20 protein-coding genes and 1 pseudogene are annotated in these 19,940 nt (G+C 62.2%); 13 read left to right on the forward strand and 8 right to left on the reverse strand.

All coding sequences use genetic code 11. The annotated features are described in order from the left end of the window. Position 1 precedes the first annotated feature (1 nt). Both hutC and AC1D06_RS21285 read right to left on the reverse strand, forming a co-directional pair. Complete coding sequence (gene hutC, locus AC1D06_RS21280; protein WP_477987816.1) at positions 2-751, reverse strand: histidine utilization repressor; 750 nt, start codon at positions 749-751, stop codon at positions 2-4. Then, positions 751-2,097, reverse strand: a complete 1,347-nt coding sequence (locus AC1D06_RS21285; protein ID WP_477987817.1) for a formimidoylglutamate deiminase — start codon at positions 2,095-2,097, stop codon at positions 751-753. The genes hutC and AC1D06_RS21285 overlap by 1 nt, the downstream gene beginning before the upstream one ends. A 60-nt stretch (positions 2,098-2,157) precedes the next feature. Here AC1D06_RS21285 and hutI point away from each other — a divergent pair, with 60 nt between their 5' ends. From hutI to ureG, 9 genes are all read left to right on the forward strand, one after another. Continuing rightward, entirely contained in the window at positions 2,158-3,399 is a 1,242-nt protein-coding gene (gene hutI, locus AC1D06_RS21290) for an imidazolonepropionase (RefSeq protein ID WP_477987820.1), read from the forward strand. Next, positions 3,396-4,931 carry a histidine ammonia-lyase gene (gene hutH / locus AC1D06_RS21295; RefSeq protein WP_477987822.1) on the forward strand — a complete coding sequence of 512 codons (1,536 nt, stop codon included), beginning with the start codon at positions 3,396-3,398 and terminating at the stop codon, positions 4,929-4,931. Before hutI ends, hutH begins: the two co-directional genes overlap by 4 nt. A 314-nt stretch (positions 4,932-5,245) precedes the next feature. Then, positions 5,246-6,934 (forward strand): urocanate hydratase, encoded by a 1,689-nt coding sequence (gene hutU, locus AC1D06_RS21300; protein ID WP_477987823.1) that lies wholly within the window; start codon positions 5,246-5,248, stop codon positions 6,932-6,934. 69 nt (positions 6,935-7,003) lie between these two features. Then, a complete protein-coding gene (locus tag AC1D06_RS21305) occupies positions 7,004-7,567 on the forward strand; it encodes a HutD/Ves family protein (RefSeq protein ID WP_477987824.1) in 564 nt (187 codons plus the stop codon). A gap of 129 nt (positions 7,568-7,696) precedes the next feature. Next, positions 7,697-8,566, forward strand: coding sequence for a transporter substrate-binding domain-containing protein (locus AC1D06_RS21310; protein WP_477987825.1), 870 nt, complete (start codon positions 7,697-7,699; stop codon positions 8,564-8,566). A gap of 106 nt (positions 8,567-8,672) precedes the next feature. Next, positions 8,673-9,344, forward strand: coding sequence for a TylF/MycF/NovP-related O-methyltransferase (locus tag AC1D06_RS21315; RefSeq protein ID WP_477987826.1), 672 nt, complete (start codon positions 8,673-8,675; stop codon positions 9,342-9,344). Positions 9,345-9,506: 162 nt separating this feature from the next. Then, entirely contained in the window at positions 9,507-10,073 is a 567-nt protein-coding gene (locus tag AC1D06_RS21320) for an urease accessory protein UreE (protein WP_477987861.1), read from the forward strand. Next, a complete protein-coding gene (locus AC1D06_RS21325) occupies positions 10,030-10,728 on the forward strand; it encodes an urease accessory protein UreF (RefSeq protein WP_477987862.1) in 699 nt (232 codons plus the stop codon). The genes AC1D06_RS21320 and AC1D06_RS21325 overlap by 44 nt, the downstream gene beginning before the upstream one ends. Positions 10,729-10,772: 44 nt before the next feature. Then, positions 10,773-11,420: an urease accessory protein UreG gene (ureG, locus tag AC1D06_RS21330; RefSeq protein ID WP_477883126.1), complete on the forward strand. Its 648-nt coding sequence runs from the start codon at positions 10,773-10,775 to the stop codon at positions 11,418-11,420. Between the two features lie 74 nt (positions 11,421-11,494). Here the strand turns inward: ureG and AC1D06_RS21335 are convergent, their stop codons facing one another. The 3 genes from AC1D06_RS21335 to galU form a co-directional block, all read right to left on the reverse strand. Further along, positions 11,495-11,701, reverse strand: a complete 207-nt coding sequence (locus AC1D06_RS21335; protein ID WP_477987828.1) for a hypothetical protein — start codon at positions 11,699-11,701, stop codon at positions 11,495-11,497. A gap of 169 nt (positions 11,702-11,870) precedes the next feature. Beyond that, on the reverse strand, positions 11,871-12,023 hold the full coding sequence (locus AC1D06_RS21340) for a hypothetical protein (RefSeq protein WP_477987830.1): 153 nt from the start codon (positions 12,021-12,023) through the stop codon (positions 11,871-11,873). Between the two features lie 412 nt (positions 12,024-12,435). After that, positions 12,436-13,311: a UTP--glucose-1-phosphate uridylyltransferase GalU gene (gene galU, locus AC1D06_RS21345; protein WP_477987832.1), complete on the reverse strand. Its 876-nt coding sequence runs from the start codon at positions 13,309-13,311 to the stop codon at positions 12,436-12,438. Between the two features lie 187 nt (positions 13,312-13,498). Here galU and AC1D06_RS21350 point away from each other — a divergent pair, with 187 nt between their 5' ends. The 3 genes from AC1D06_RS21350 to AC1D06_RS21360 all read left to right on the forward strand — a co-directional run bounded on the left by AC1D06_RS21350 (position 13,499) and on the right by AC1D06_RS21360 (position 16,375). Then, positions 13,499-14,719 carry a lytic murein transglycosylase gene (locus AC1D06_RS21350; protein WP_477987833.1) on the forward strand — a complete coding sequence of 407 codons (1,221 nt, stop codon included), beginning with the start codon at positions 13,499-13,501 and terminating at the stop codon, positions 14,717-14,719. Positions 14,720-14,801: 82 nt separating this feature from the next. Beyond that, the gene (locus AC1D06_RS21355; RefSeq protein ID WP_477987834.1) at positions 14,802-15,989 is read left to right on the forward strand and encodes an SGNH/GDSL hydrolase family protein; all 1,188 of its coding nucleotides are present in this window, start codon (positions 14,802-14,804) and stop codon (positions 15,987-15,989) included. A 146-nt stretch (positions 15,990-16,135) separates the two neighbouring features. Next, positions 16,136-16,375: a PsiF family protein gene (locus tag AC1D06_RS21360; protein ID WP_477883113.1), complete on the forward strand. Its 240-nt coding sequence runs from the start codon at positions 16,136-16,138 to the stop codon at positions 16,373-16,375. 196 nt (positions 16,376-16,571) lie between these two features. On the opposite strand, the gene AC1D06_RS21365 is transcribed toward AC1D06_RS21360, so the two are convergent. Further along, a complete protein-coding gene (locus AC1D06_RS21365; RefSeq protein WP_477878067.1) occupies positions 16,572-17,585 on the reverse strand; it encodes a serine hydrolase domain-containing protein in 1,014 nt (337 codons plus the stop codon). A gap of 198 nt (positions 17,586-17,783) precedes the next feature. Here AC1D06_RS21365 and AC1D06_RS21370 point away from each other — a divergent pair. Beyond that, positions 17,784-18,053, forward strand: a pseudogene (locus AC1D06_RS21370) (Tn3 family transposase); the annotation flags it as partial. Between the two features lie 155 nt (positions 18,054-18,208). On the opposite strand, the gene AC1D06_RS21375 reads toward AC1D06_RS21370, so the two are convergent. Together AC1D06_RS21375 and AC1D06_RS21380 are read right to left on the reverse strand one after the other, a co-directional pair. Beyond that, positions 18,209-19,663 carry a glutamate synthase subunit beta gene (locus AC1D06_RS21375; RefSeq protein ID WP_477987835.1) on the reverse strand — a complete coding sequence of 485 codons (1,455 nt, stop codon included), beginning with the start codon at positions 19,661-19,663 and terminating at the stop codon, positions 18,209-18,211. Positions 19,664-19,704: 41 nt separating this feature from the next. After that, positions 19,705-19,914 carry a hypothetical protein gene (locus AC1D06_RS21380; RefSeq protein WP_477987836.1) on the reverse strand — a complete coding sequence of 70 codons (210 nt, stop codon included), beginning with the start codon at positions 19,912-19,914 and terminating at the stop codon, positions 19,705-19,707. Between the last annotated feature and the right edge of the window lie 26 nt (positions 19,915-19,940).

The raw sequence follows: 19,940 nt of genomic DNA on the forward strand, positions 1-19,940 counted from the left end.
ATTACGCCGACCCCGCCAGCGACGGCGTGAACCGGGCGATCAGTTCGTGGCTTGACCCCAGATAAGTCAGCCGTACATGGGTGAGAAACGCGCCGTTCATCGATGTCCGGCGCTCGACCACCAGACAGGCAGCGCCGACCGGAATATCCAGGGCCGCCGCGATATCCTCATCCGCTTCGACCGCCATGATCCGGTGTTCGGCCGCACTCCACGGCACCTGTTGCAACAGCCAGGGGCTGGGTGCAGTCCGCTCGAACTTTTCCTCGGCCGCCCCCGGCACGGCGGCGAGGTTGATGATGCGGTCTTCGAGGCAGAACACCCGATCGCCGGAATAGTGCAGGCCGGTGATCGCCAGCACCGGCGAGTTGACTGCAACGGCCAGATGGGCGCGATCCTCCAGCGTCGCCTTGCGCTTCTTCCGCTCCGAAAGTTCGTAGCGATAGGGCTTGCCCAGGCTTTCGACTTCGAGCTTGATGTCGCGGATTTCCAGCACTGCCGACTGCGAATGCGGCTGGGTGACGAAGGAGCCGGATTTCTTGCGCCGCTCGACCAGGCCGGCGCGCGCCAGCTGCGTCATGGCCTTGTTCACGGTCATGCGCGAACAATTGTACTGCGCCGCCAGGTCGAGCTCGAACGGGATGCGCTGCCCCGGCGCCCATTCGCCGGAGAGGATCTTGCCCTCGATATCGTTGACGATCCGCTGGTGCAGCGACAGCTCCGGATCGGCGAGAAGAGCGGCTGAGACGACCATCACATACCTTCGACGAGCTCCGTCATCACGCGCTGAAAGCGCCGGGTGACACGCTCGCTCGCACTGTGCCGCCCTTCCGAAACGTGTTTCACGCCGCGGACCCACACGCAATCGATATCGGCTCCATGGGCGAAAAGCCAGCGGTCCAGCAGCCGATCGTCGGCGAAATCCACATCGCGCGGCTTGAGGCTGACGAAATCGGCCGGGTTGCCAGCCGCGAGCCCCGCCTTGGTGCCAAGCGCCTGCGCCCCACCGGCAACCGCCGCATCGAAAAGCCGTCGCGCAGTGGACCCATTCGGCCGGGCGACGACATTGCGGGCGCGATGCGCCAGCCGCTCGGAATATTCGAGCTGCCGCAGCTCATCCGAAAGCCCGATCAGCACATTGGAGTCCGAGCCGACGCCCCAGGCACCACCGGCCTGCGTGAACGGAAGAATGGCAAAGATGCCGTCGCCGAGATTGGCTTCGGTGATTGGGCAGAGGCCGGCAACCGCACCGCTCTGGCCCATGGCGCGGGCCTCCTCCCGGGTCATGTGCGTCGCATGGATCAGGCACCAACGCGCATTGAGCTCGACATTGCCGAGCAGCCATTCGACCGGCCGTGCGCCCGACCATTTCACGCAATCCTCGACCTCCAGCACCTGTTCGGCCACATGGATGTGGATCGGCGCATCCGGCGCCAAGGTCGCCACGACTTTCAATTCATCCGGCGTCACGGCGCGCAGGCTATGCGGCGCCACGCCGACGACTGAGCCATCCAGCGACCCGGTGACATTGCGGCAGGCTTCGAGCAGAAGGCCAAAGCTGTCGAGATCGTTGATGAACCGCCGCTGCCCATCGGCCGGCGCCTGGCCGCCGAAGCCGGCATGCGCATAGAATACCGGCAGCAGCGTCAGCCCGATGCCGGTCTCGCCGACGGCCGCGGCGATGCGGCCCGCCATTTCGCCGATATCGGCATAGTGCGCGCCGTCCTTGTCATGATGTAGATAGTGGAATTCGCCGACGCGGGTGAAGCCGGCCTCCAGCATCTCGACATAGAGTTTTGCCGCCACTGCCTCAACCTGATCCGGGGTCATCGACAGCGCGAAACGATACATGACATTGCGCCAGCTCCAGAAACTGTCGTCGCCGGGGCCGCGGGTTTCGGCGAGGCCCGCCATCGCCCGCTGGAAGGCATGGCTGTGGAGATTGCCCATGCCGGGTACGAGGATAGCGTGGACCTCATCGTCCCCAGCTGGCTTCTGCCCGGTCCGGAGGCTCTTGATTGCCCCGGCATCGATCTTGAGGCGGACATCGTCGAGCCAGCCATCCGGCCCCAAAGCGCGCTTTGCGAATAGTGATTTCAACGCTAATCTCCCCTTGCCTTTCCAATCATTATGTATATACATATTCGCAATTGCCGGCACATGCAAACAAAAGCTGAGACTATGGGGAAGCCTATTTCAATTTTGCGCAATGCGCATCTGGCAACGCTCGCTTCGGGCGCAGAAGGCATGGGCGTTGTGGAAAACGGCGCTGTGGCCATCGAGAACGGCCGCATTGTCTATGCCGGCCCGGAAGCCGGCCTGCCCACGCTGCCGGGGTCGGAGAGTGTCGATCTTGGCGGCCGCTGGGTCACGCCGGGCCTGATCGACTGTCACACCCATATCATCCATGGCGGCAACCGCGCCCGCGAATTCGAGATGCGGCTTGCGGGCGCGTCCTATGAAGAGATCGCCCGCGCCGGCGGCGGCATCGTCTCTTCGGTCAAGGCCACCAATGCGCTGTCCGTCGACGGCCTGGTCGAAACCGCGCTGGCCCGCATCGACACGCTGCTCGCCGAGGGCGTGACGACCATGGAGATCAAGTCCGGCTACGGCCTGTCCATTGAGGGCGAGCTCAACATGCTGCGCGCCGCCCGCGCCGTCGAAAAAGTCCGGCCCGTGCGTGTCGTCACCTCCTATCTCGGTGCGCATGCGACGCCGGTGGACTACAAGGGCCGCAACGGTGACTACATCACCGATATCGTCCTGCCGGCCATGGAGCAGGCGAAGGCAGAAGGCCTCGCCGATGCGGTCGACGGCTTTTGCGAAGGCATCGCCTTTTCGACGGCTGAAATCGCCCGCGTCTTCGATCGCGCCAAGGCGCTCGGTATTCCCGTGAAGCTGCATGCCGAGCAGCTTTCCAATCTCGGCGGCACCAAACTCGCCGCCTCCTATGGCGCGCTGTCGGCCGATCATCTCGAATATCTCGACGACCAGGGTGTCGATGCCATGGCCACGTCCGGCACGGTGGCCGTGCTGCTGCCCGGCGCGTTCTACGCCATCCACGAGAAGCAGAAGCCGCCAGTCGATGCGCTACGCAAGGCCGGCGTGCCGATCGCCATCGCTACCGACAGCAATCCCGGCACCTCGCCACTGACCTCGCTGCTGCTGACCATGAACATGTCGGCGACGCTCTTCGGCCTGACCGTCGAGGAATGCCTGGCCGGCGCCACTCGCGAGGCGGTCCGCGCGCTCGGTCTTGCCAGTGAGACCGGCACGCTCGAAGCCGGCAAGTCCGCCGATCTTGCCATCTGGAATATCGAGCGGCCTGCTGAACTCGTCTACCGCATCGGCTTCAACCCATTGCATGCCCGCTATTTCAAGGGCGAAAGGATTTCGCGATGACCGTCACTCTCCATCCCGGCTCAGTGTCGCTCAGGGAACTGGAAGCCATCTACTGGAACGGCGAAAGCGCTCGCCTCGATCCCGCTTTCGATGCCGGCATCCAGAAGGCCGCCGACCGCATTGCCGAGATCGCGGCCGGCAACGAGGCCGTCTACGGCATCAATACCGGCTTCGGCAAACTTGCCTCGATCAAGATCGACGCCGCCGACACCGCCACCCTGCAGCGCAACCTGATTCTCTCGCATTGCTGTGGCGTGGGCGCGCCCCTGCCCGACAATATCGTACGGCTGATCATGGCGCTGAAGCTGATCTCGCTCGGCCGTGGCGCCTCCGGTGTGCGGCTCGACCTCATCCGCTTGATCGAAGCGATGCTGGACAAGCGCGTCACGCCGGTCATCCCGGAAAAGGGCTCTGTCGGCGCCTCGGGCGACCTCGCGCCGCTCGCTCATCTCGCCGCGGTGATGATGGGCGAAGGTGAAGCCTTTTTCGAAGGGGTTCGCATGTCCGGCAAGGCCGCGCTCGACAAAGCCGGCCTCACCCCGGTCGTGCTCGCCGCCAAGGAAGGTCTGGCGCTGATCAACGGCACCCAGACCTCGACGGCGCTGGCGCTGGCCGGCCTCTTCCGTGCCCACCGCGCCGCCAATGCGGCATTGATCACCGGCGCCATGTCGACCGATGCCGCCATGGGTTCCTCATCGCCCTTCCATCCGGATATCCATACGCTGCGCGGCCACAAGGGCCAGATCGACACTGCCGCTGCCTTGCGCGGCCTGCTCGCCGGCTCGGTGATCCGCCAGAGCCATCTCGAAGGCGATGAGCGCGTCCAGGACCCCTATTGCATCCGCTGCCAGCCGCAGGTCGATGGCGCCTGCCTCGATCTGCTCCGCTCGGTCGCCCGCACGCTCGAAATCGAGGCCAATGCGGTCACTGACAATCCGCTGGTGCTCTCGGACAATTCCGTCGTCTCCGGCGGCAATTTCCACGCCGAACCGGTGGCCTTCGCCGCCGACCAGATCGCGCTGGCCGTCTGCGAGATCGGCGCCATCGCCCAACGCCGCGTGGCACTCCTGGTCGACCCCGCCCTCTCCTACGGCCTGCCGGCCTTCCTGGCGAAGAAGCCGGGTCTGAATTCCGGCCTGATGATCGCCGAAGTCACCTCGGCGGCGCTGATGAGCGAGAACAAGCAGATGTCGCATCCGGCCTCGGTGGATTCGACGCCGACCTCGGCCAACCAGGAAGACCATGTCTCCATGGCCTGCCACGGCGCCCGGCGATTGCTGCAGATGACCGAGAATTTGTTTGGCATTATCGGGATCGAGGCAATCACGGCGGCCCAGGGCGTGGAGTTTCGCAGTCCGCTGACGACCAGCGCGGAATTGCAGAAGGCGATTGCGGCATTGCGGCAGGTGGTGCCGACGCTGGAAGTCGATCGCTATATGGCCGGCGATCTTGCGGCGGCGGGGACGCTGGTGGGGTCGGGGGCGCTGAATGCCTCGGTTTCGGCGGGGATTCTGCCGGCGTTGGGGGTGTGAGTGACCGTCGCTCCTCGCTCAGTCACTGCCCCTCCGCAAGGTCGCATTCACCCCTCACCAAGTGCGCCCAAGCGATCGGCTGCGCCTCTCGCGGGCTTACTACCCTCTCCCGCAAGGGGCGAGGCAGGGTGCCACAAGTACCTGCCTCACTTGGGGCAAAGCGGCGCCGCGGGTTTTTCCTCGCCCCTTGCGGGAGAGGATACGCAGGCCGGGCGAGCTCTTGCGAGCCCTTGGGCGAAGTTGGTGAGGGGTGAAATGACCCACCCACACCCGACACCACGGAATTTCCTTTTCGTTTCTCAGGAGACAACCCCATGACCAACGACCCGCGCCACAATATCCGCGACGTGCGTTCCCCCCGCGGCCCCGAAATCACCGCCAAGAGCTGGACGACAGAAGCGCCGATGCGCATGCTGATGAACAATCTCGATGCCGAGGTCGCCGAGCGTCCGCATGAACTGGTCGTCTATGGCGGCATCGGCCGCGCCGCCCGCACCTGGGACGATTTCGACCGCATCGTGGCAACGCTGAAGACGCTCTCCGAGGAAGAGACGCTGCTGGTCCAGTCCGGCAAGCCGGTCGGCGTGTTCCGCACCCACAAGGACGCGCCGCGCGTGCTGATCGCCAATTCCAACCTGGTGCCGCATTGGGCGACCTGGGATCATTTCAACGAGCTCGACAAGAAGGGCCTGGCCATGTACGGCCAGATGACGGCCGGGTCGTGGATCTATATCGGCACCCAGGGCATCGTCCAGGGCACGTACGAAACCTTTGTCGAGGCTGGCCGGCAGCATTATGACGGCAGCCTCAAAGGTAAGTGGATCCTGACCGGCGGCCTCGGCGGCATGGGCGGCGCGCAGCCGCTCGCCGCGGTCATGGCCGGCGCCTGCTGCCTCGCCGTGGAATGCGACGAGAGCCGCATCGATTTTCGCCTGCGCACCCGCTATGTCGACGAAAAGGCCAAGACGCTCGACGAAGCGCTGGCGCTGATCGACAAATGGACCAAGGCCGGCGAAGCCAAATCCGTTGGCCTGCTCGGCAATGCCGCCGAAATTTTTCCGGAACTCGTCAAGCGGATGAAAGCCGGCGGCCCGCGCCCGGATATTGTCACCGACCAGACCTCGGCCCATGATCCGCGCAACGGCTACCTGCCGCTCGGCTGGACGGTCGAGGAAGCCCGCGCCAAGCGCGAGAGCGACCCGAAATCCGTCGAGACCGCCGCCCGCGCCTCGATGAAGGCGCATGTCGAGGCCATGGTCGCCTTCTGGGATGCCGGCGTGCCCACCCTCGATTATGGCAACAATATCCGCCAGGTCGCCAAGGACGAAGGCTTCGAAAACGCCTTCGCCTTCCCTGGCTTCGTGCCGGCCTATATCCGGCCGCTGTTCTGCCGCGGCATCGGCCCGTTCCGCTGGGCGGCCCTGTCGGGTGACCCGGAAGACATCTACAAGACCGACGCCAAGGTCAAGGAATTGCTGCCCGACAACAAGCACCTGCATCGCTGGCTCGACATGGCGCGTGAGCGCATCGCCTTCCAGGGCTTGCCGGCGCGCATCTGCTGGGTGGGCTTGGGCGACCGCCACAAGCTCGGCCTCGCCTTCAATGAGATGGTGAGGAACGGCGAACTCAAGGCGCCGGTCGTCATCGGCCGCGACCATCTCGATTCCGGCTCGGTCGCCTCGCCCAACCGCGAGACCGAAGCGATGAAGGATGGATCGGATGCCGTCTCCGACTGGCCGCTGCTCAACGCCTTGCTCAACACCGCGTCGGGCGCCACCTGGGTGTCGCTGCATCATGGCGGCGGCGTCGGCATGGGCTATTCGCAGCATTCCGGCATGGTGATCTGCGCCGACGGCACCGATGACGCCGCCCGCCGGCTCGAGCGCGTGCTGTGGAACGACCCTGCCACTGGCGTCATGCGCCACGCCGATGCGGGCTATGACATCGCCCTGGACTGCGCCAAGGAAAAAGGCTTGCGCCTGCCGGGCATTTTGGGCAACTGATCGATCAGGGCGTTTCCCGGTCAGACAGGCCGGGAAGCGCGATTTCGAGAATGCCAAGAGTGAGGGGGAATGCAGCGTCTTCGTCGTGCCGGTTATAAGCGCATGCCATGGAAGAATGGCCAGGGTTCCACCGAGGAGGTGATCGCCTTCCCGCCCGGCAGCGACGTGGCATCCTTCGGCTGGCGGCTCTCGATCGCCCATGTCGCAGCCGACGGACCGTTTTCGGTCTTTGCCGGCATCGACCGGACGATCGCGCTCTTGGATGGCGCCGGCCTCTTCCTCGACCTGCCGGGAGAGACCGTCGAACTCGGTACAAAGACGGACCCGTTCGCCTTCTCAGGCGATCTCACGATTTCAAGCCGCAACAAGGGCGGCGCGACCGTCGACCTCAACATCATGACTCGCCGCGGCCAGTTCCGCCACAGGATGAGCCGCATCCGCGGCGGCATCATCGAGATTGCAGTGCCGGGCACGATCCTCGTCTTCAACGAGGCCACCACGCTTTATTGCGGCGACCAGACCATCGACGTCGATCGTTTCGACACCCTGATCGCCGACCCGGTCGACGGCGAACTGCGCATCCCCCCGGGCATGGACATGCTGGTGATTGAGATCACTGCGCTGCCGCACTGAGCGGCTCGGCAAACAGCGCATCCGCAGCCGCCAAGTTCCGGCGAACAATATTCCACCCCGCGCCTGACTCTGTTAGATGCTCTCATGGGCCCGACCGGAACTGGCCCGACCGGAACTGGATGGACGACAATGAAGCCAATGACTGCGTCGCGTTGTTTTCTGACGGTCTGCGCAATTTTCCTGCTCACCTCGGCCGCCAGGCTTCCGGCTTCTGCCGCCGACAATGGCAGCAGCCTGTCGATCCCGCTGATGTTCGATCTGCGCGAGCGCATCCCGAAACCCGATCTTGCCGCCGTGCCGCGCATCCGCTTCCTGACCACCGTCGATTTTCCCCCATTCAATTTCATCGACCAGTCCGGAAAGCTGTCGGGCTTCCATGTCGACCTGGCGCGCGAAATCTGTCGCGAGCTCGACGTACTGGAGCGCTGCCAGATCGAGGCGGTCGCCTATGCGGACCTGCAGCAGAAGCTGGACAAGGGCGACGGCGAAGTCGTGATCGCCGGCACCAGGATCACCCCGGATCTCCGGCAGGACCACACATTCTCGCGCGTCTTCATGCAATTGCCGGCGCGCTTCGTTATCACCAAGCCAGCCGCGAACTCGATAAAGTCGCCGGACGAGTTGCAGCCGAACGAAGTCGGCGTGGTCAAGGACACCGCCCATGCCGAAATGCTCAAGGCCTTTTTCCCGGCCCTGACGCCGAAACTCTATGACGACAGGATCAAAATGCTCGCGGCGCTGAAGACGGGCGAGATCAAGGCCGTGTTCGGCGATGGGCTGCAACTGTCCTTCTGGCTCGAATCCAGCGACGCCGGCAATTGCTGCGCCACGCTCGGCGGTCCCTATTATTCGCAACTGTTCTTTGGCGATGGCCTGGCAATGATGACCCGCAAGAACACGCCGCAAATCACCCAGGCGCTCGACCACGCGCTGATCGCGCTGGCCCGCAACGGCCGCCTCAACGACATCTATCTGCGCTATTTCCCCAACGGGCTGTGATCGCCCCCCGGGCACTGACCGCCCGGCTTGCCTCGACGGGCGACGGAGGCTACAGAGCACCATCCGCCGGGCTTGCCGGCACCCCCTACGCGACAGGAATGCTGCGATGAAAGCAAAGCCGATCGGCAAGGAAGTCCGCGAACGCAAGCTGACCTTTCTGTCGCCGAAAAAGATGAAGAGCCTGCTCAACGCCGCCGATTCGGTGGTGCTCGGCGAGGTGCCGGGCGATTTCCTTGAATTCGGTGTCGCACTTGGTGGATCGGGTATCTGCCTCGCATCACGCCTCGACGATGGCCGCCGCTATCTCGGTTTCGACGTCTTCGGCATGATCCCGCCGCCTTCCGATGCCGATGGCGAGCCGGTGCAGCAGCGTTACAAGAAGATCGCCGAAGGCAACGCCAAGGGCATCGATGGCGATCAATATTACGGCTATGTCGAGAACCTCTACGACAAGGTCTCCGAGAGTTTTGCTTCGCTCGGCATGCCCGTCGACGGCGAGCGCATCCTGCTGGTCAAGGGCCTGTTCGAGGAAACGGTCCATGCGCATGAGGGCACGACCATCGCGCTCGCCCATATCGACTGCGACTGGTACGATCCGGTCAAGCTCTGCCTCGAATTCGTCTGGCCGCGGCTGTCGGAAGGCGGCCAGGTGATCATGGATGACTATAATTTCTGGGAAGGCGCCCGCAAGGCAACCGACGAATTCCTCGCCGCTCATCCCGATGCGAAAATATTGCGGCGACAGCCCGGGGTGGTGCTGGTCAAGCCGTTCAGCTGAGGCGGCTTCGCTGGGGGTGAGGTTGTCGCTTGTGCACCAGCTCTTCTGCCCACAGGCAGGAGCAAGCCCTGCTTTTATCCCCACTTCCGCTTTTACGCATTGCACCATCGGCGAAAATGGCTTCAATTGCCGATCCGCATCCAGCATATCGAGGCCAGAACCATGCCCTTCCGCTCCACCAAGATCGCCAAGCCCGGTCCGCATATCAGCGCGACGCCGGTCGGTATCGTCGTGCTCACCCACGATCAGAGGCATATCCGCAGGAAACTCCTGCACATGACCCATGACGACGTCGTCATGCTCGATCTCAGGCAGCCGGCCGTGCTGGAGCACGGCGACCTGCTGGTGCTCGAAGACGAGGCCGGCTATGTCGAGGTCGTGGCCGCCGACGAGCCGCTGCTCGAAGCCAGGCCGCGCGACCGCATGCACCTGGTCGAGCTCGCCTACCATCTCGGCAACCGCCATCTCGCCGCCCAGTTCGATGAAGACCGCATCCTCCTGGAACGCGACCATGTGATCAAGGCGATGCTCGAAGGGCTCGGCACCGCCGTGGCAGAAATCACCGCCCCTTTCAGCCCGCTGCACGGTGCTTATCACGCGCATGGCGGCCACGATCATGATCATCATGACCACGATCATGACCACGGGCATGACCATGATCACGGCCACGACCACCATGACGATCATGACCACCATGATCACGACCACGATCATAAGCATGGACATTGACGGCCAGGCACTGATCCGGCTGATGACCTGGCTGTCGCCGGCCTTTCCGGTCGGCGGCTTCGCCTATTCGGGCGGGCTGGAACGCGCCGTGCATGACGGGCTGATCGGGGATGCAGCGGCACTCGCCGATTGGCTCGAGACCCTGCTCCAGCACGGCGCCTGGTGGAATGACGCGGTGTTGCTGGCCGAGGCATGGCGCGCCGCCGATGATGGCGACCGCCTTGCAAACGCCGCCGAGCTGGCCGAAGCGCTGGCCGGCTCGGCCGAACGGCATGGCGAGATCATGACGCTGGGCCAAGCGTTTGCCGCAGCAGCTTCCGCCTGGCCGCATCCGGTGCTCGACGCGCTCGGCGAGCGTCCGCCCTATGCGATTGCCGTCGGCGCGGTGGCCGCCGCCCATGGCATCGCGCTGGAAAGGACCGTCGCCGCGTTCCTGCACGCGCTCGCGTCGCAGGCGGTGTCAGCGGCGATCCGGCTCAGCGTGCTTGGCCAGAAACAGGGCGTCGCCGTCCTCGCTGGCCTCGAAGCCATCATCGTCAAACTATCCGCCGAAGCGACCCAATCGTCACTTGACGATCTCGGCAGCGCCGCCATCATTGCCGATCTCGCTGCAATCCGCCACGAGACACAGCATTCCAGGCTGTTCCGCTCCTGAGCGGGACGACCCGATCACATTGTAGAGAATAAAGGATGGAGATCATGAGCTCACGAAACGGCCCCTTGCGCATCGGCATCGGCGGCCCGGTCGGATCAGGCAAGACCGCGCTCACTGAAAAGCTCTGCAAGGCGATGCGACAAGATTTTTCCGTCGCCGTCGTCACCAACGACATTTACACCCGCGAGGACGCCGAGGCGCTGGTGCGCATGCAGGCGCTCTCGTCGGATCGAATCGTCGGCGTCGAGACCGGAGGCTGCCCGCACACGGCAATCCGCGAGGACGCCTCGATCAATCTGGCGGCCATCGCCGATCTCAACCGCAAATTCCCCGATCTCGACGTAGTCTTCATCGAGTCGGGCGGAGACAATCTCGCCGCCACCTTTTCCCCCGATCTTGCGGACCTGACGATCTACGTCATCTCCGTCTGCCAGGGCGAGGAAATCCCGCGCAAGGGCGGGCCCGGCATTACCAAGTCCGACCTTCTGATCATCAACAAGAAGGACCTGGCGCCGCATGTTGGTGCCGATCTCGACGTGATGCAGACCGACGCGACCCGCATGCGGGCCGGCAAGCCGTTCCTGTTCTCGGATATGAAGCGCGGCGAAGGCGTGGGAGAGATCGTCGCCTATCTCAAGCAATATGGCGGGCTCGAGCAGATCTCGCGACAGGGGGAGCCGGTTTCGGTATAGGCGGAGAAAGCAGAGGACGAAGCGTCGGGCGCGGGATTCGAAGAGGGCGATGCGCGCTCGCCGCGTACTGACCCTTATTCGAACCAGTCGTCGTGGCGGATGCTTTCGAGCAGTTCCTTTTTCTGGCGCTCGCTCAGCGGGGTATAATTGTCATTGCCGCGCGCCTGCTTGCGGCGCTTCGGCAGGACCTTCGCGGGCTGTGCGACCCTCCCGACCGGCAACGCACCGAAATGCAGCGCAATACCGGAGAGAAAGTGCAGACCCGAAGTCAGAGCAGTCATGGCGGCCTCCTTGGCCCTAGGCGCAGTATCCGGTAGCTAACCTTTCCGTTTACACTGCGCTGTTCCGCGGGTGTCTTTCTTCTTCCCGCAGTTAACGTGGATGTGGGGATAGCGTTCCCTATTTTCAATCGGACTTGACTTCAGGGGGCGATCCCGACCGCTGGATGGGTCAGAAAATACCGACGACGAAGAGACCGACAAACAGAAACGCGGCTGCGGCGCAGCCAGCCATCAACAGCCTCTCGCCAAGATGCGAGCGCTTGCCGATAACGGCGCGATGGGTACTGGCTGAAACAGTAGATTTAAGCAAAAATGCGGTCATGCCTACATTGCCTCATCAACAAAAGTTGACTCTTCGTTAACGGTCGTGAACAGCCTCGGGTGGGACAGGCTCATATAGGGGATCGGCGGTGCCGAAAGGCTGCATGAACGTGGCGGCTGTCTACCGTTCTTCAATCGCATATATGGTTTTTCTGCAAAAGAAAAGAAATTCTATCATTTTGGTCGATATTTAAAAAGTTCGTTCGAATCTGGGGCTCCGACGTCTCGCCGAAAGAAGGCAGAATGACTCGGAGCACTCCCACCCGCGTCAAATATTGTTGCTGTGAATGCTCGAGAGAGATGGGGCAAACGGCGCCCCATCCATTCTCACACCGTGTTGCGCGATGTCCGACCGAACCGGGGGTGCGACAAAGTGACGACGCGGGCGGCGACCGCCCGCGTCCCGGCAATCGCTATTTCAGCGCCGCAACCATCGCCCGAAGTTCAGCCTCGAACAGTGGCCGGATATCCGGCCGGTCGAGCGCGAAGGCGATATTGGCCAGGATGAAGCCATCCTTGGCGCCGGTGTCATAAGTCGTGCCCTTGTAGTGATAGGCGGTGAACGGCTGCTGCTTCAAAAGCTTCAGCATGCCGTCAGTCAACTGAATCTCATTGCCGGCGCCCCGTTCCTGGGTTTCCAGGACCTTGAAGATTTCCGGCTGCAGGATGTAGCGGCCGTTAATGAAGAAATTCGACGGCTGCGTGCCCGGCGCCGGCTTTTCCACCATGTCGGTGATCTTGTAGCCCTCGCCGACGCGATCTGAAATCGCCACGATGCCATAGCGATGCGCCAGTTCCGGGGCACATTCCTCCACCGCGATGATATTGCCGCCGGTCGAATCGTAGAGTTCGACCATGCCCTTCATGCAGCCGGTTTCCGACTTCATGATCATGTCCGGCAGCAAAAGTGCAAACGGCTCGTTGCCGACGATGTCGCGCGCGCACCAGGCGGCATGGCCGAGGCCGAGCGGCTCCTGCTGGCGGGTAAAGCTGGCCGTGCCGGCCTTGGGCAGGATCGATTCGAGCAGCGACAGTTCGGCTTTCTTGTTGCGCGCCTTCAGCGTCGCTTCCAACTCGTACTGGATGTCGAAATAGTCCTCGATCACGCTTTTGTTACGGCCCGTGACGAAGACGAAGTGTTCGATGCCAGCTTCAATAGCTTCATCGACGACATACTGAATAACCGGCTTGTCGACGACGGTCATCATTTCCTTCGGAACGGCCTTTGTTGCCGGCAGGAAGCGCGTTCCTAAGCCGGCGACGGGAAAGACTGCCTTCTTGACCTTCATTTCTTTCTCCAGGTGCCAATTTGTAACCATATTTTTCGTGCGGGTGTAATTTCCAATCCCTATTTTTTTTCTAAAGAAGTGACGTCCCGATCAGCCCATGGTAAAGACTTTATTGACCTCGCTTCTGTATTTTGTCGGTTTAGCCGGCCGCACCGGCGTCCAGGAACCACAGGACCGGATCGCATCCATGCAGAATGACCGCAAGCTTAGTTTGATTCGAAGCCTTCTGCCATTCATCGCTGCGGGCTGCCTGCTGATCGCCGCGCCGGCCCGCGCCGACGACGGTTTCGTGCGTTGGATCAATGCCTTCTACGCGACCGCCGCCAAGGCCGGTATCAGTAAATCGACCTATATACAGGCCTTCAAGGGCGTCACCGAACCCGATCAGGAGGTGATCGACAAGGCGCGCTATCAGCCCGAATTCCGCGATAACATTTGGGAATATCTCGACAGCCGCGTCAACCCCTACACCGTCGGCATCGGCCAGGACATGCTGAAAAAGGACGCGCGCACGCTGAGTGCGCTCGAAACGCATTTCGGGGTCGACAAGCATATTCTTCTCGCAATCTGGTCGATGGAGAGCAATTACGGCGCAGTGCTGGATAAACCGGAAAAATTGCACAATGTTCCGCGTGCGCTCGCCACGCTCGCCTATGTCGACAAGCGCCGTGCGGCCTATGCCCGCACGCAGCTGATCGCGGCACTGAAAATCGTCCAGGCCGGGGATGTTTCGGCCAAGAACCTCATCGGCTCCTGGGCCGGCGCCATGGGGCACACGCAATTCATCCCCACCAGCTACCTGATCTACGGCTTCGACGCCGACGGCAATGGCAAGCGCGACATCTGGCACTCGGTGCCGGATGCGCTGGCGACATCGGCCAATCTCCTGATGAAGAACGGCTGGCAGCCGGGCAAGACCTGGGGCTACGAGGTGCAATTGCCCGCCAACGCCGCCAAGCTCGCCGGCCGCAGCAAGACGCTCGCCGAATGGGCCAAGCTCGGCTTCGTCCGGCCCGGCGACAAGGGGTTCAAGAACGGCAAGGATCGCGCCACGCTGAAAATGCCGGCCGGCCCGAATGGCCCCGGCTTCCTGATGATGAAGAATTTCTATGTGCTGAAAAAATACAATGCCGCCGATTCCTATGCCATGGGCGTTGGCCTGCTCGCCGACGAGATCGCCGGCTATAGCGGCCTGAAACAGGCCTGGCCGCGCCCCGAAGGCACGCTCGACATCAAGCAGAAATTCGAGCTGCAGACCCGGATGAAGGCGCTCGGTTATTACGATGGCGAGATCGACGGCAATTTCGGCTCCGGCTCCAAGACGGCGATTACCGCTATCCAGCGCCAGCTCGGCATGGAAGAAGACGGCCGGCCGTCCGCGAAGCTGCTGCGCGCCTTGCAGAAATAGGCATTTTCGCCGTAAACTGCGGATAGTGTGACGAGGCCGGGCAATGCCCGGCTTAATCCATTGTCGCCGTCTCGGAGGAAAGATGCCAGGACTGCCCCAAAGACACCTGCTCTTGCGGCTTGTCATGGCCGGCCTGATCGCGCTCGGGCTCGCTTTGCCGCTCATTCCGGTGACACCCCTGGCGACTGGGGCCTATGCCCAGGAAGTGCGTGAACGGCGCTCGATCATCGACCTCCTCTTTGGCCGCACACCGAAATATGAACAGACCCCGTCTTATGTGCGGGTCAAGAAGAAGAAGCATCGGCCGGCTTCCGACAAGCCGAGCGATACGGCAGCGGCGGCGGCCGAGGAGCCGACGGTCGCCAAGACGCCGGATGCCAAGAAGGTGCTCGTCATCGGCGACTTCATGGCCGCGGCGCTTGCCGACGGCCTGACCATGGCAACCGCCGAGGATGCCAATCTCCAGATCGAAAAAGGCAGCGACGGCTCGTCCGGGCTGGTGCGCACCGACCATCTCGACTGGCCGAAGACGCTCAAGCAGCAGATCGACAGCATGCATCCGGCGCTGATCGTCATCATGCTCGGCAGCAATGACCGCCAACAGATGACCGTCGACGGCGTCAAGCAGAAATTCCGCACCGAAGCCTGGAACAATGAATATGAGCGCCGCATCAGCCAACTGATCGACGTGGCGAAGAGCAACAAGATACCGTTCATCTGGACCGGCCTGCCCTCGTTCCAGCAGCCGTCGCTCAGCGTCGACGCCGCCTCGCTCAATACGCTCTACCGCGAGAAGGTGGAGGCGGCCGGCGGTGTTTTCATCGATATCTGGGACGGTTTTGCCGATGAGGAAGGCAAGTTCATCGCCACCGGCTCCGACATCAACGGTCAGCCGGTGCGCCTGCGCGGCTCCGATGGCCTGAGCCTGACCAAGGCCGGCAAGCGCAAGATGGCCTTTTATCTCGAACGCGACCTGCGCCGCCTCACCGGCACCGACGAAATCGCCAATCTGATCCGGTTGGACTCCGCCGACCTGCCGAACAAGCCGGCAAGCACAACGCCGACCGTCACCAGCATCCTCACCGTCCCGCCGATGAGCCTCGCCGACCCCGAACTCGATGGCGCCAAACAATTGCTCGATTCCAACCTCCTGCCGAAGACCAGCGGCACGACACCGCGCGATCTGCTGATCGAAAAGGGTGAGACAGAGGCCGCGCCGGAGGGCCGGGTGGATGATTTCCGATGGAAGGGCGAGAAGCCGGCGGGCTGAGTTACCCTTCCCTATCGTCCGCCGGTTCCTCGGCGGCATTTCCGCGCATAGCCTAAAACAGCCTACCGCTCCCGGACGGAGGTGGTAAAATGCTACCTGCTGCACCGAATTCACCTGGACAAAGTAATTCCGCAAAGGACATCAGCATGAAACTTCTTACTGCAATTGCCGCCACTGCAATCCTTGCTTTCGTGGCCACGGGTTCGATGGCGCAGACCACCACAACGACGACCAAGCCTGCCGCCACAGCGACCACGGACAAGGCGCCGACTGACAAGAAGGCCATCTCGAAAGCCTGCTCGACACAGGCAGACGCCAAGGGTCTCCATGGCAAGGAACGCAAAAAGTTCCGCAACGACTGCAAGAAGAACGGCGGCAAAGCCTGATAGCCGACAGGCTGGGCGCATTCGGATGGTCGGCGGTGACTATGGAGACCGTTTCCGCCGACTGTCCTTGACCCAGGGGCGGATGGCTTGCCGTGAGAACCCATGGCGGGGTCGGTTCCGGCAGGGGGCGAAAAGACACCCTAAGCGGCGCGCTTACCTTAGAACATCGGGCCGGAGTAACTGGTCAGCCCCAAAATTAATGTGCATGAAGCCAGTCGAGCCACCCGCCCGCTGGTGAAATCCGATCGTAATTAAGCCACGCGAATGCTGGATTTTCGCCCGGCATCAATTGGCCGATGATCTCCGGCATGATAGCCATTCCGTTGGAGCCATTCGTAAAAACAACAACGGCTGACTGTGTTGCGACAGAGCCGACCACGAATGCTTTAAATCCTCCATTGTCGCCCCAATGGAAAAACAAGCCTTGATCGGGTTCAAGCCCCCAGCCCAAGCCCCAGGCAACGTGCTGATCCGCATCCGGCGTGTCCAACTGGACACATTCGATGCATCGCTGATGAAGCCTGATTTTCGGTTTTAGCCATTCGGCTGCCGTGGCGGGTTTAAGGCGCGCACCTGATAGAACCGCTTGCAGGAAGCGCGCGTAATCTGCCACCGTAGTGTGCAGCGTCGAGGCGACCAGGGGTTTGGCTGGTCGCTTTTTATTGCCGGGATTCAATTGTGCATCATGCGGCGTCGCATAGTCTGCCTCAAAATCGGAACGCCAGATGTAGCTCGATTGCTTCATTTCAAGCGGATCAAACACCAAGCGTGCCATCAGATCGTTTAACGTTTCGCCAGTGATCGCAACGACCACACGCTGAAGCCAAATAAATCCTTCGCCAGAATAGCTAAAGCGGCTACCCGGCGCGAAATAGGTTTTCAAAGGACTCGTCTTGCTGCGCCAATTCTGCAAACCGGACGTTTGACTGAGCACATCACCCACGGTGACCAGGGCGGCGCGCGGATCGTCCTTGACATAATCAGGGACATATTTCGATAGCGGGTCATCCAGCGATAGAACCCCAGAATCGACAAGCTGCAGAACGGCATATGCGAAAACAGGCTTCGACAGGGATGCCGCCTCAAAGACGGTGTTCTCGTCGACCGGGTTCCTAGACGACGCGTCACGCACACCAAACGCCTTCAGATCGACAATTTTGCCGCCACGGATAACAGCATAGGCGAGCCCCGGCACGTGGCTATTCTTCAACAATTGCTCGAGATCGGCGGCTTGACATGGAACAAACAAGGCTACGCATAGCCAAGCGCAAACACAGATGATGATAGCCCAACCCGAATTAAACGACGAGAACCGCATTTAGAAGCACCTTGAGCTGTGTTGCTAAAGGGCGATCTTGCCGGTGGAACGTGGCATTTCCAAGTGCTGTCGCCTTCCGCAAGCATTGCGCACGCACTCAAGAATGCGTTGCGCATCGGTCGCCAAGGCGAAATCCGTGACCGCACCTCTGAGGGACAGCACTACCGGATTGCCGGGCTCAACTTGCTCGCCGCAATCATCATTTACTGGAATACCGTTCATCTCGGTCGCGCTGTCGCTGCGCGGCGAAACGAAGGACATGATGTCCCGCCTGAGCTTCTGGCGCATATCTCGCCGCTGGGCTGGGCGCACATACTATTGACCGGCGAATATCTATGGCCCAAGGGAGCCAGCGCTTAGGGTGTCATTTCGCCCCCAGCCGGAGCCGACCGCATGGCGGGGATGCGGCCATATCGGGCCATGGCAACGATGGCGAACAGGGTAACTTCGGCGATTGGCTTACCCCGTCTGCCGGGCAGAAGGGGGGTGAGCCGCATGCGGTTTCTGCGGTGTGATCACCGCGGCAGCGTCGATTCCCCCATCAGCGCCTCGTCGATCGCGCGCGCCGCCTGGCGGCCCTCACGGATCGCCCAGACGACCAGCGACTGGCCGCGGCGCACGTCGCCCGCCGTCCACAGCTTGTCGACCGAGGTCTTGTAGTCGCTCTCGTTGGCAACGACATTGGTCGAGCCGCGCTTGTCGGTGCTGAGCGTCAGGCTGTCGCCGAGTTCGGCGATCAGGCTCGTCTGGAACGGTCCGCGGAAGCCGATGGCGATGAAGGCGAGGTCGGCCTTGATGATGAAGTCCGTGCCGGGGATCGGCTTGCGGCGTTCGTCGACCTGGCAGCATTTCACGCCCGTGAGAACACCATCCTCGCCGACGAATTCCAAGGTCGCGGCCTGGAACTCGCGCACCGCGCCCTCGGCTTGCGAGGAGGAGGTGCGCATCTTTGTCGCCCAATAGGGCCAGACGGACAGCTTGTCTTCCTTTTCCGGCGGCTGCGGCCGGATGTCGAGCTGGGTGACACGCACCGCGCCCTGGCGGAAGGCCGTGGCGACGCAGTCGGATGCCGTATCGCCGCCGCCGACCACGACGATATGCTTGCCGCCGGCCAGGATCGGCGAAGACGGCCAGCCGACGCTGTCGATATTCTCGCGGCCGATGCGGCGGTTCTGCTGCACCAGGTAAGGCATGGCGTCATGTACACCGGCAAATTCGACGCCGGGAATGCCGGCATCGCGCGGCGTCTCGGAGCCGCCGCAATAAACCACCGCATCGTGCTGCGCCAAGAGGGACTCGATCTTGACGTCGACGCCGACATTGGTGCTGCACTGGAAGGTGACGCCCTCGCCCTTCATCTGCTCAACGCGGCGGTCGATGAAATTCTTTTCCATCTTGAAGTCGGGAATACCATAGCGCAGCAGGCCGCCGGGACGGCTTTCACGCTCGTAGACGGTCACATCGTGGCCGGCGCGCGCCAATTGCTGCGCTGCCGCCATTCCGGCCGGACCGGAGCCGATGACGCCGACCGATTTGCCGGATTTCACCGTCGCCGGCTGCGGCACGATATAGCCCATCTCATAGGCCTTGTCGGCAATCGCCTGCTCGACGGTCTTGATGGCGACCGGAATGTCTTCAAGGTTGAGCGTACAGGCTTCCTCGCAGGGCGCGGGGCAGACACGGCCGGTAAATTCCGGGAAATTGTTGGTCGAATGCAGATTACGGATCGCTTCGTCCCATTTGCCGTTGAAGACAAGGTCGTTCCAGTCCGGAATCTGGTTGTGCACCGGGCAGCCGGTCGGCCCGTGACAGAAGGGAATGCCGCAATCCATGCAGCGGGCGGCCTGTTTCTCCACTTCCTGATCCGACATCGGAATGGTGAATTCGCGGAAATGGCGAATTCGGTCCGAAGCCGGCTGGTACTTGCCAACCTGCCTGTCGATTTCAAGAAAACCCGTTACCTTGCCCATCGTCCCTTACTGCCCTTTAAGCGCCTGCCAAAACAGGCCCGTTAGTCGTTTTCCCAATCGGAAATGGGGTTGAACCTTTCCCACATGGCTTCCCGAGCGGCAGGCTCTGCCGGATAGATCGTGATTGCCCCATCTTTTTCCTGGCGGATGACAATCTCTTCACCCTCCAGGAAAAACTTTTCGGGAATAGTGACGATCCGGCGACCGTCAACTCTTTCGATCCTGCCACTCACTTCAATCGTTCGCCACATGAGCGCCTCCAAAGCTGGACGCGCCC

The sequence above is a fragment of the Rhizobium sp. P2_G2 genome (assembly GCF_056403555.1).

What these genes read in the sequence shown, in the direction of transcription:
- AC1D06_RS21315 (WP_477987826.1), top strand. Translation starts at nt 8,673, where the DNA reads ATGAAAGCAAAGCCGATCGGCAAGGAAGTCCGCGAACGCAAGCTGACC.
- hutH (WP_477987822.1), top strand. Translation starts at nt 3,396, where the DNA reads ATGACCGTCACTCTCCATCCCGGCTCAGTGTCGCTCAGGGAACTGGAA.
- AC1D06_RS21375 (WP_477987835.1), bottom strand. Translation starts at nt 19,663, where the DNA reads ATGGGCAAGGTAACGGGTTTTCTTGAAATCGACAGGCAGGTTGGCAAG.
- hutI (WP_477987820.1), top strand. Translation starts at nt 2,158, where the DNA reads ATGCAAACAAAAGCTGAGACTATGGGGAAGCCTATTTCAATTTTGCGC.
- AC1D06_RS21355 (WP_477987834.1), top strand. Translation starts at nt 14,802, where the DNA reads ATGCCAGGACTGCCCCAAAGACACCTGCTCTTGCGGCTTGTCATGGCC.
- AC1D06_RS21380 (WP_477987836.1), bottom strand. Translation starts at nt 19,914, where the DNA reads ATGTGGCGAACGATTGAAGTGAGTGGCAGGATCGAAAGAGTTGACGGT.
- ureG (WP_477883126.1), top strand. Translation starts at nt 10,773, where the DNA reads ATGAGCTCACGAAACGGCCCCTTGCGCATCGGCATCGGCGGCCCGGTC.
- galU (WP_477987832.1), bottom strand. Translation starts at nt 13,311, where the DNA reads ATGAAGGTCAAGAAGGCAGTCTTTCCCGTCGCCGGCTTAGGAACGCGC.
- hutC (WP_477987816.1), bottom strand. Translation starts at nt 751, where the DNA reads ATGGTCGTCTCAGCCGCTCTTCTCGCCGATCCGGAGCTGTCGCTGCAC.
- AC1D06_RS21320 (WP_477987861.1), top strand. Translation starts at nt 9,507, where the DNA reads ATGCCCTTCCGCTCCACCAAGATCGCCAAGCCCGGTCCGCATATCAGC.
- AC1D06_RS21310 (WP_477987825.1), top strand. Translation starts at nt 7,697, where the DNA reads ATGAAGCCAATGACTGCGTCGCGTTGTTTTCTGACGGTCTGCGCAATT.
- AC1D06_RS21340 (WP_477987830.1), bottom strand. Translation starts at nt 12,023, where the DNA reads ATGACCGCATTTTTGCTTAAATCTACTGTTTCAGCCAGTACCCATCGC.
- hutU (WP_477987823.1), top strand. Translation starts at nt 5,246, where the DNA reads ATGACCAACGACCCGCGCCACAATATCCGCGACGTGCGTTCCCCCCGC.
- AC1D06_RS21305 (WP_477987824.1), top strand. Translation starts at nt 7,004, where the DNA reads ATGCAGCGTCTTCGTCGTGCCGGTTATAAGCGCATGCCATGGAAGAAT.
- AC1D06_RS21335 (WP_477987828.1), bottom strand. Translation starts at nt 11,701, where the DNA reads ATGACTGCTCTGACTTCGGGTCTGCACTTTCTCTCCGGTATTGCGCTG.
- AC1D06_RS21360 (WP_477883113.1), top strand. Translation starts at nt 16,136, where the DNA reads ATGAAACTTCTTACTGCAATTGCCGCCACTGCAATCCTTGCTTTCGTG.
- AC1D06_RS21325 (WP_477987862.1), top strand. Translation starts at nt 10,030, where the DNA reads ATGACCACCATGATCACGACCACGATCATAAGCATGGACATTGACGGC.
- AC1D06_RS21350 (WP_477987833.1), top strand. Translation starts at nt 13,499, where the DNA reads ATGCAGAATGACCGCAAGCTTAGTTTGATTCGAAGCCTTCTGCCATTC.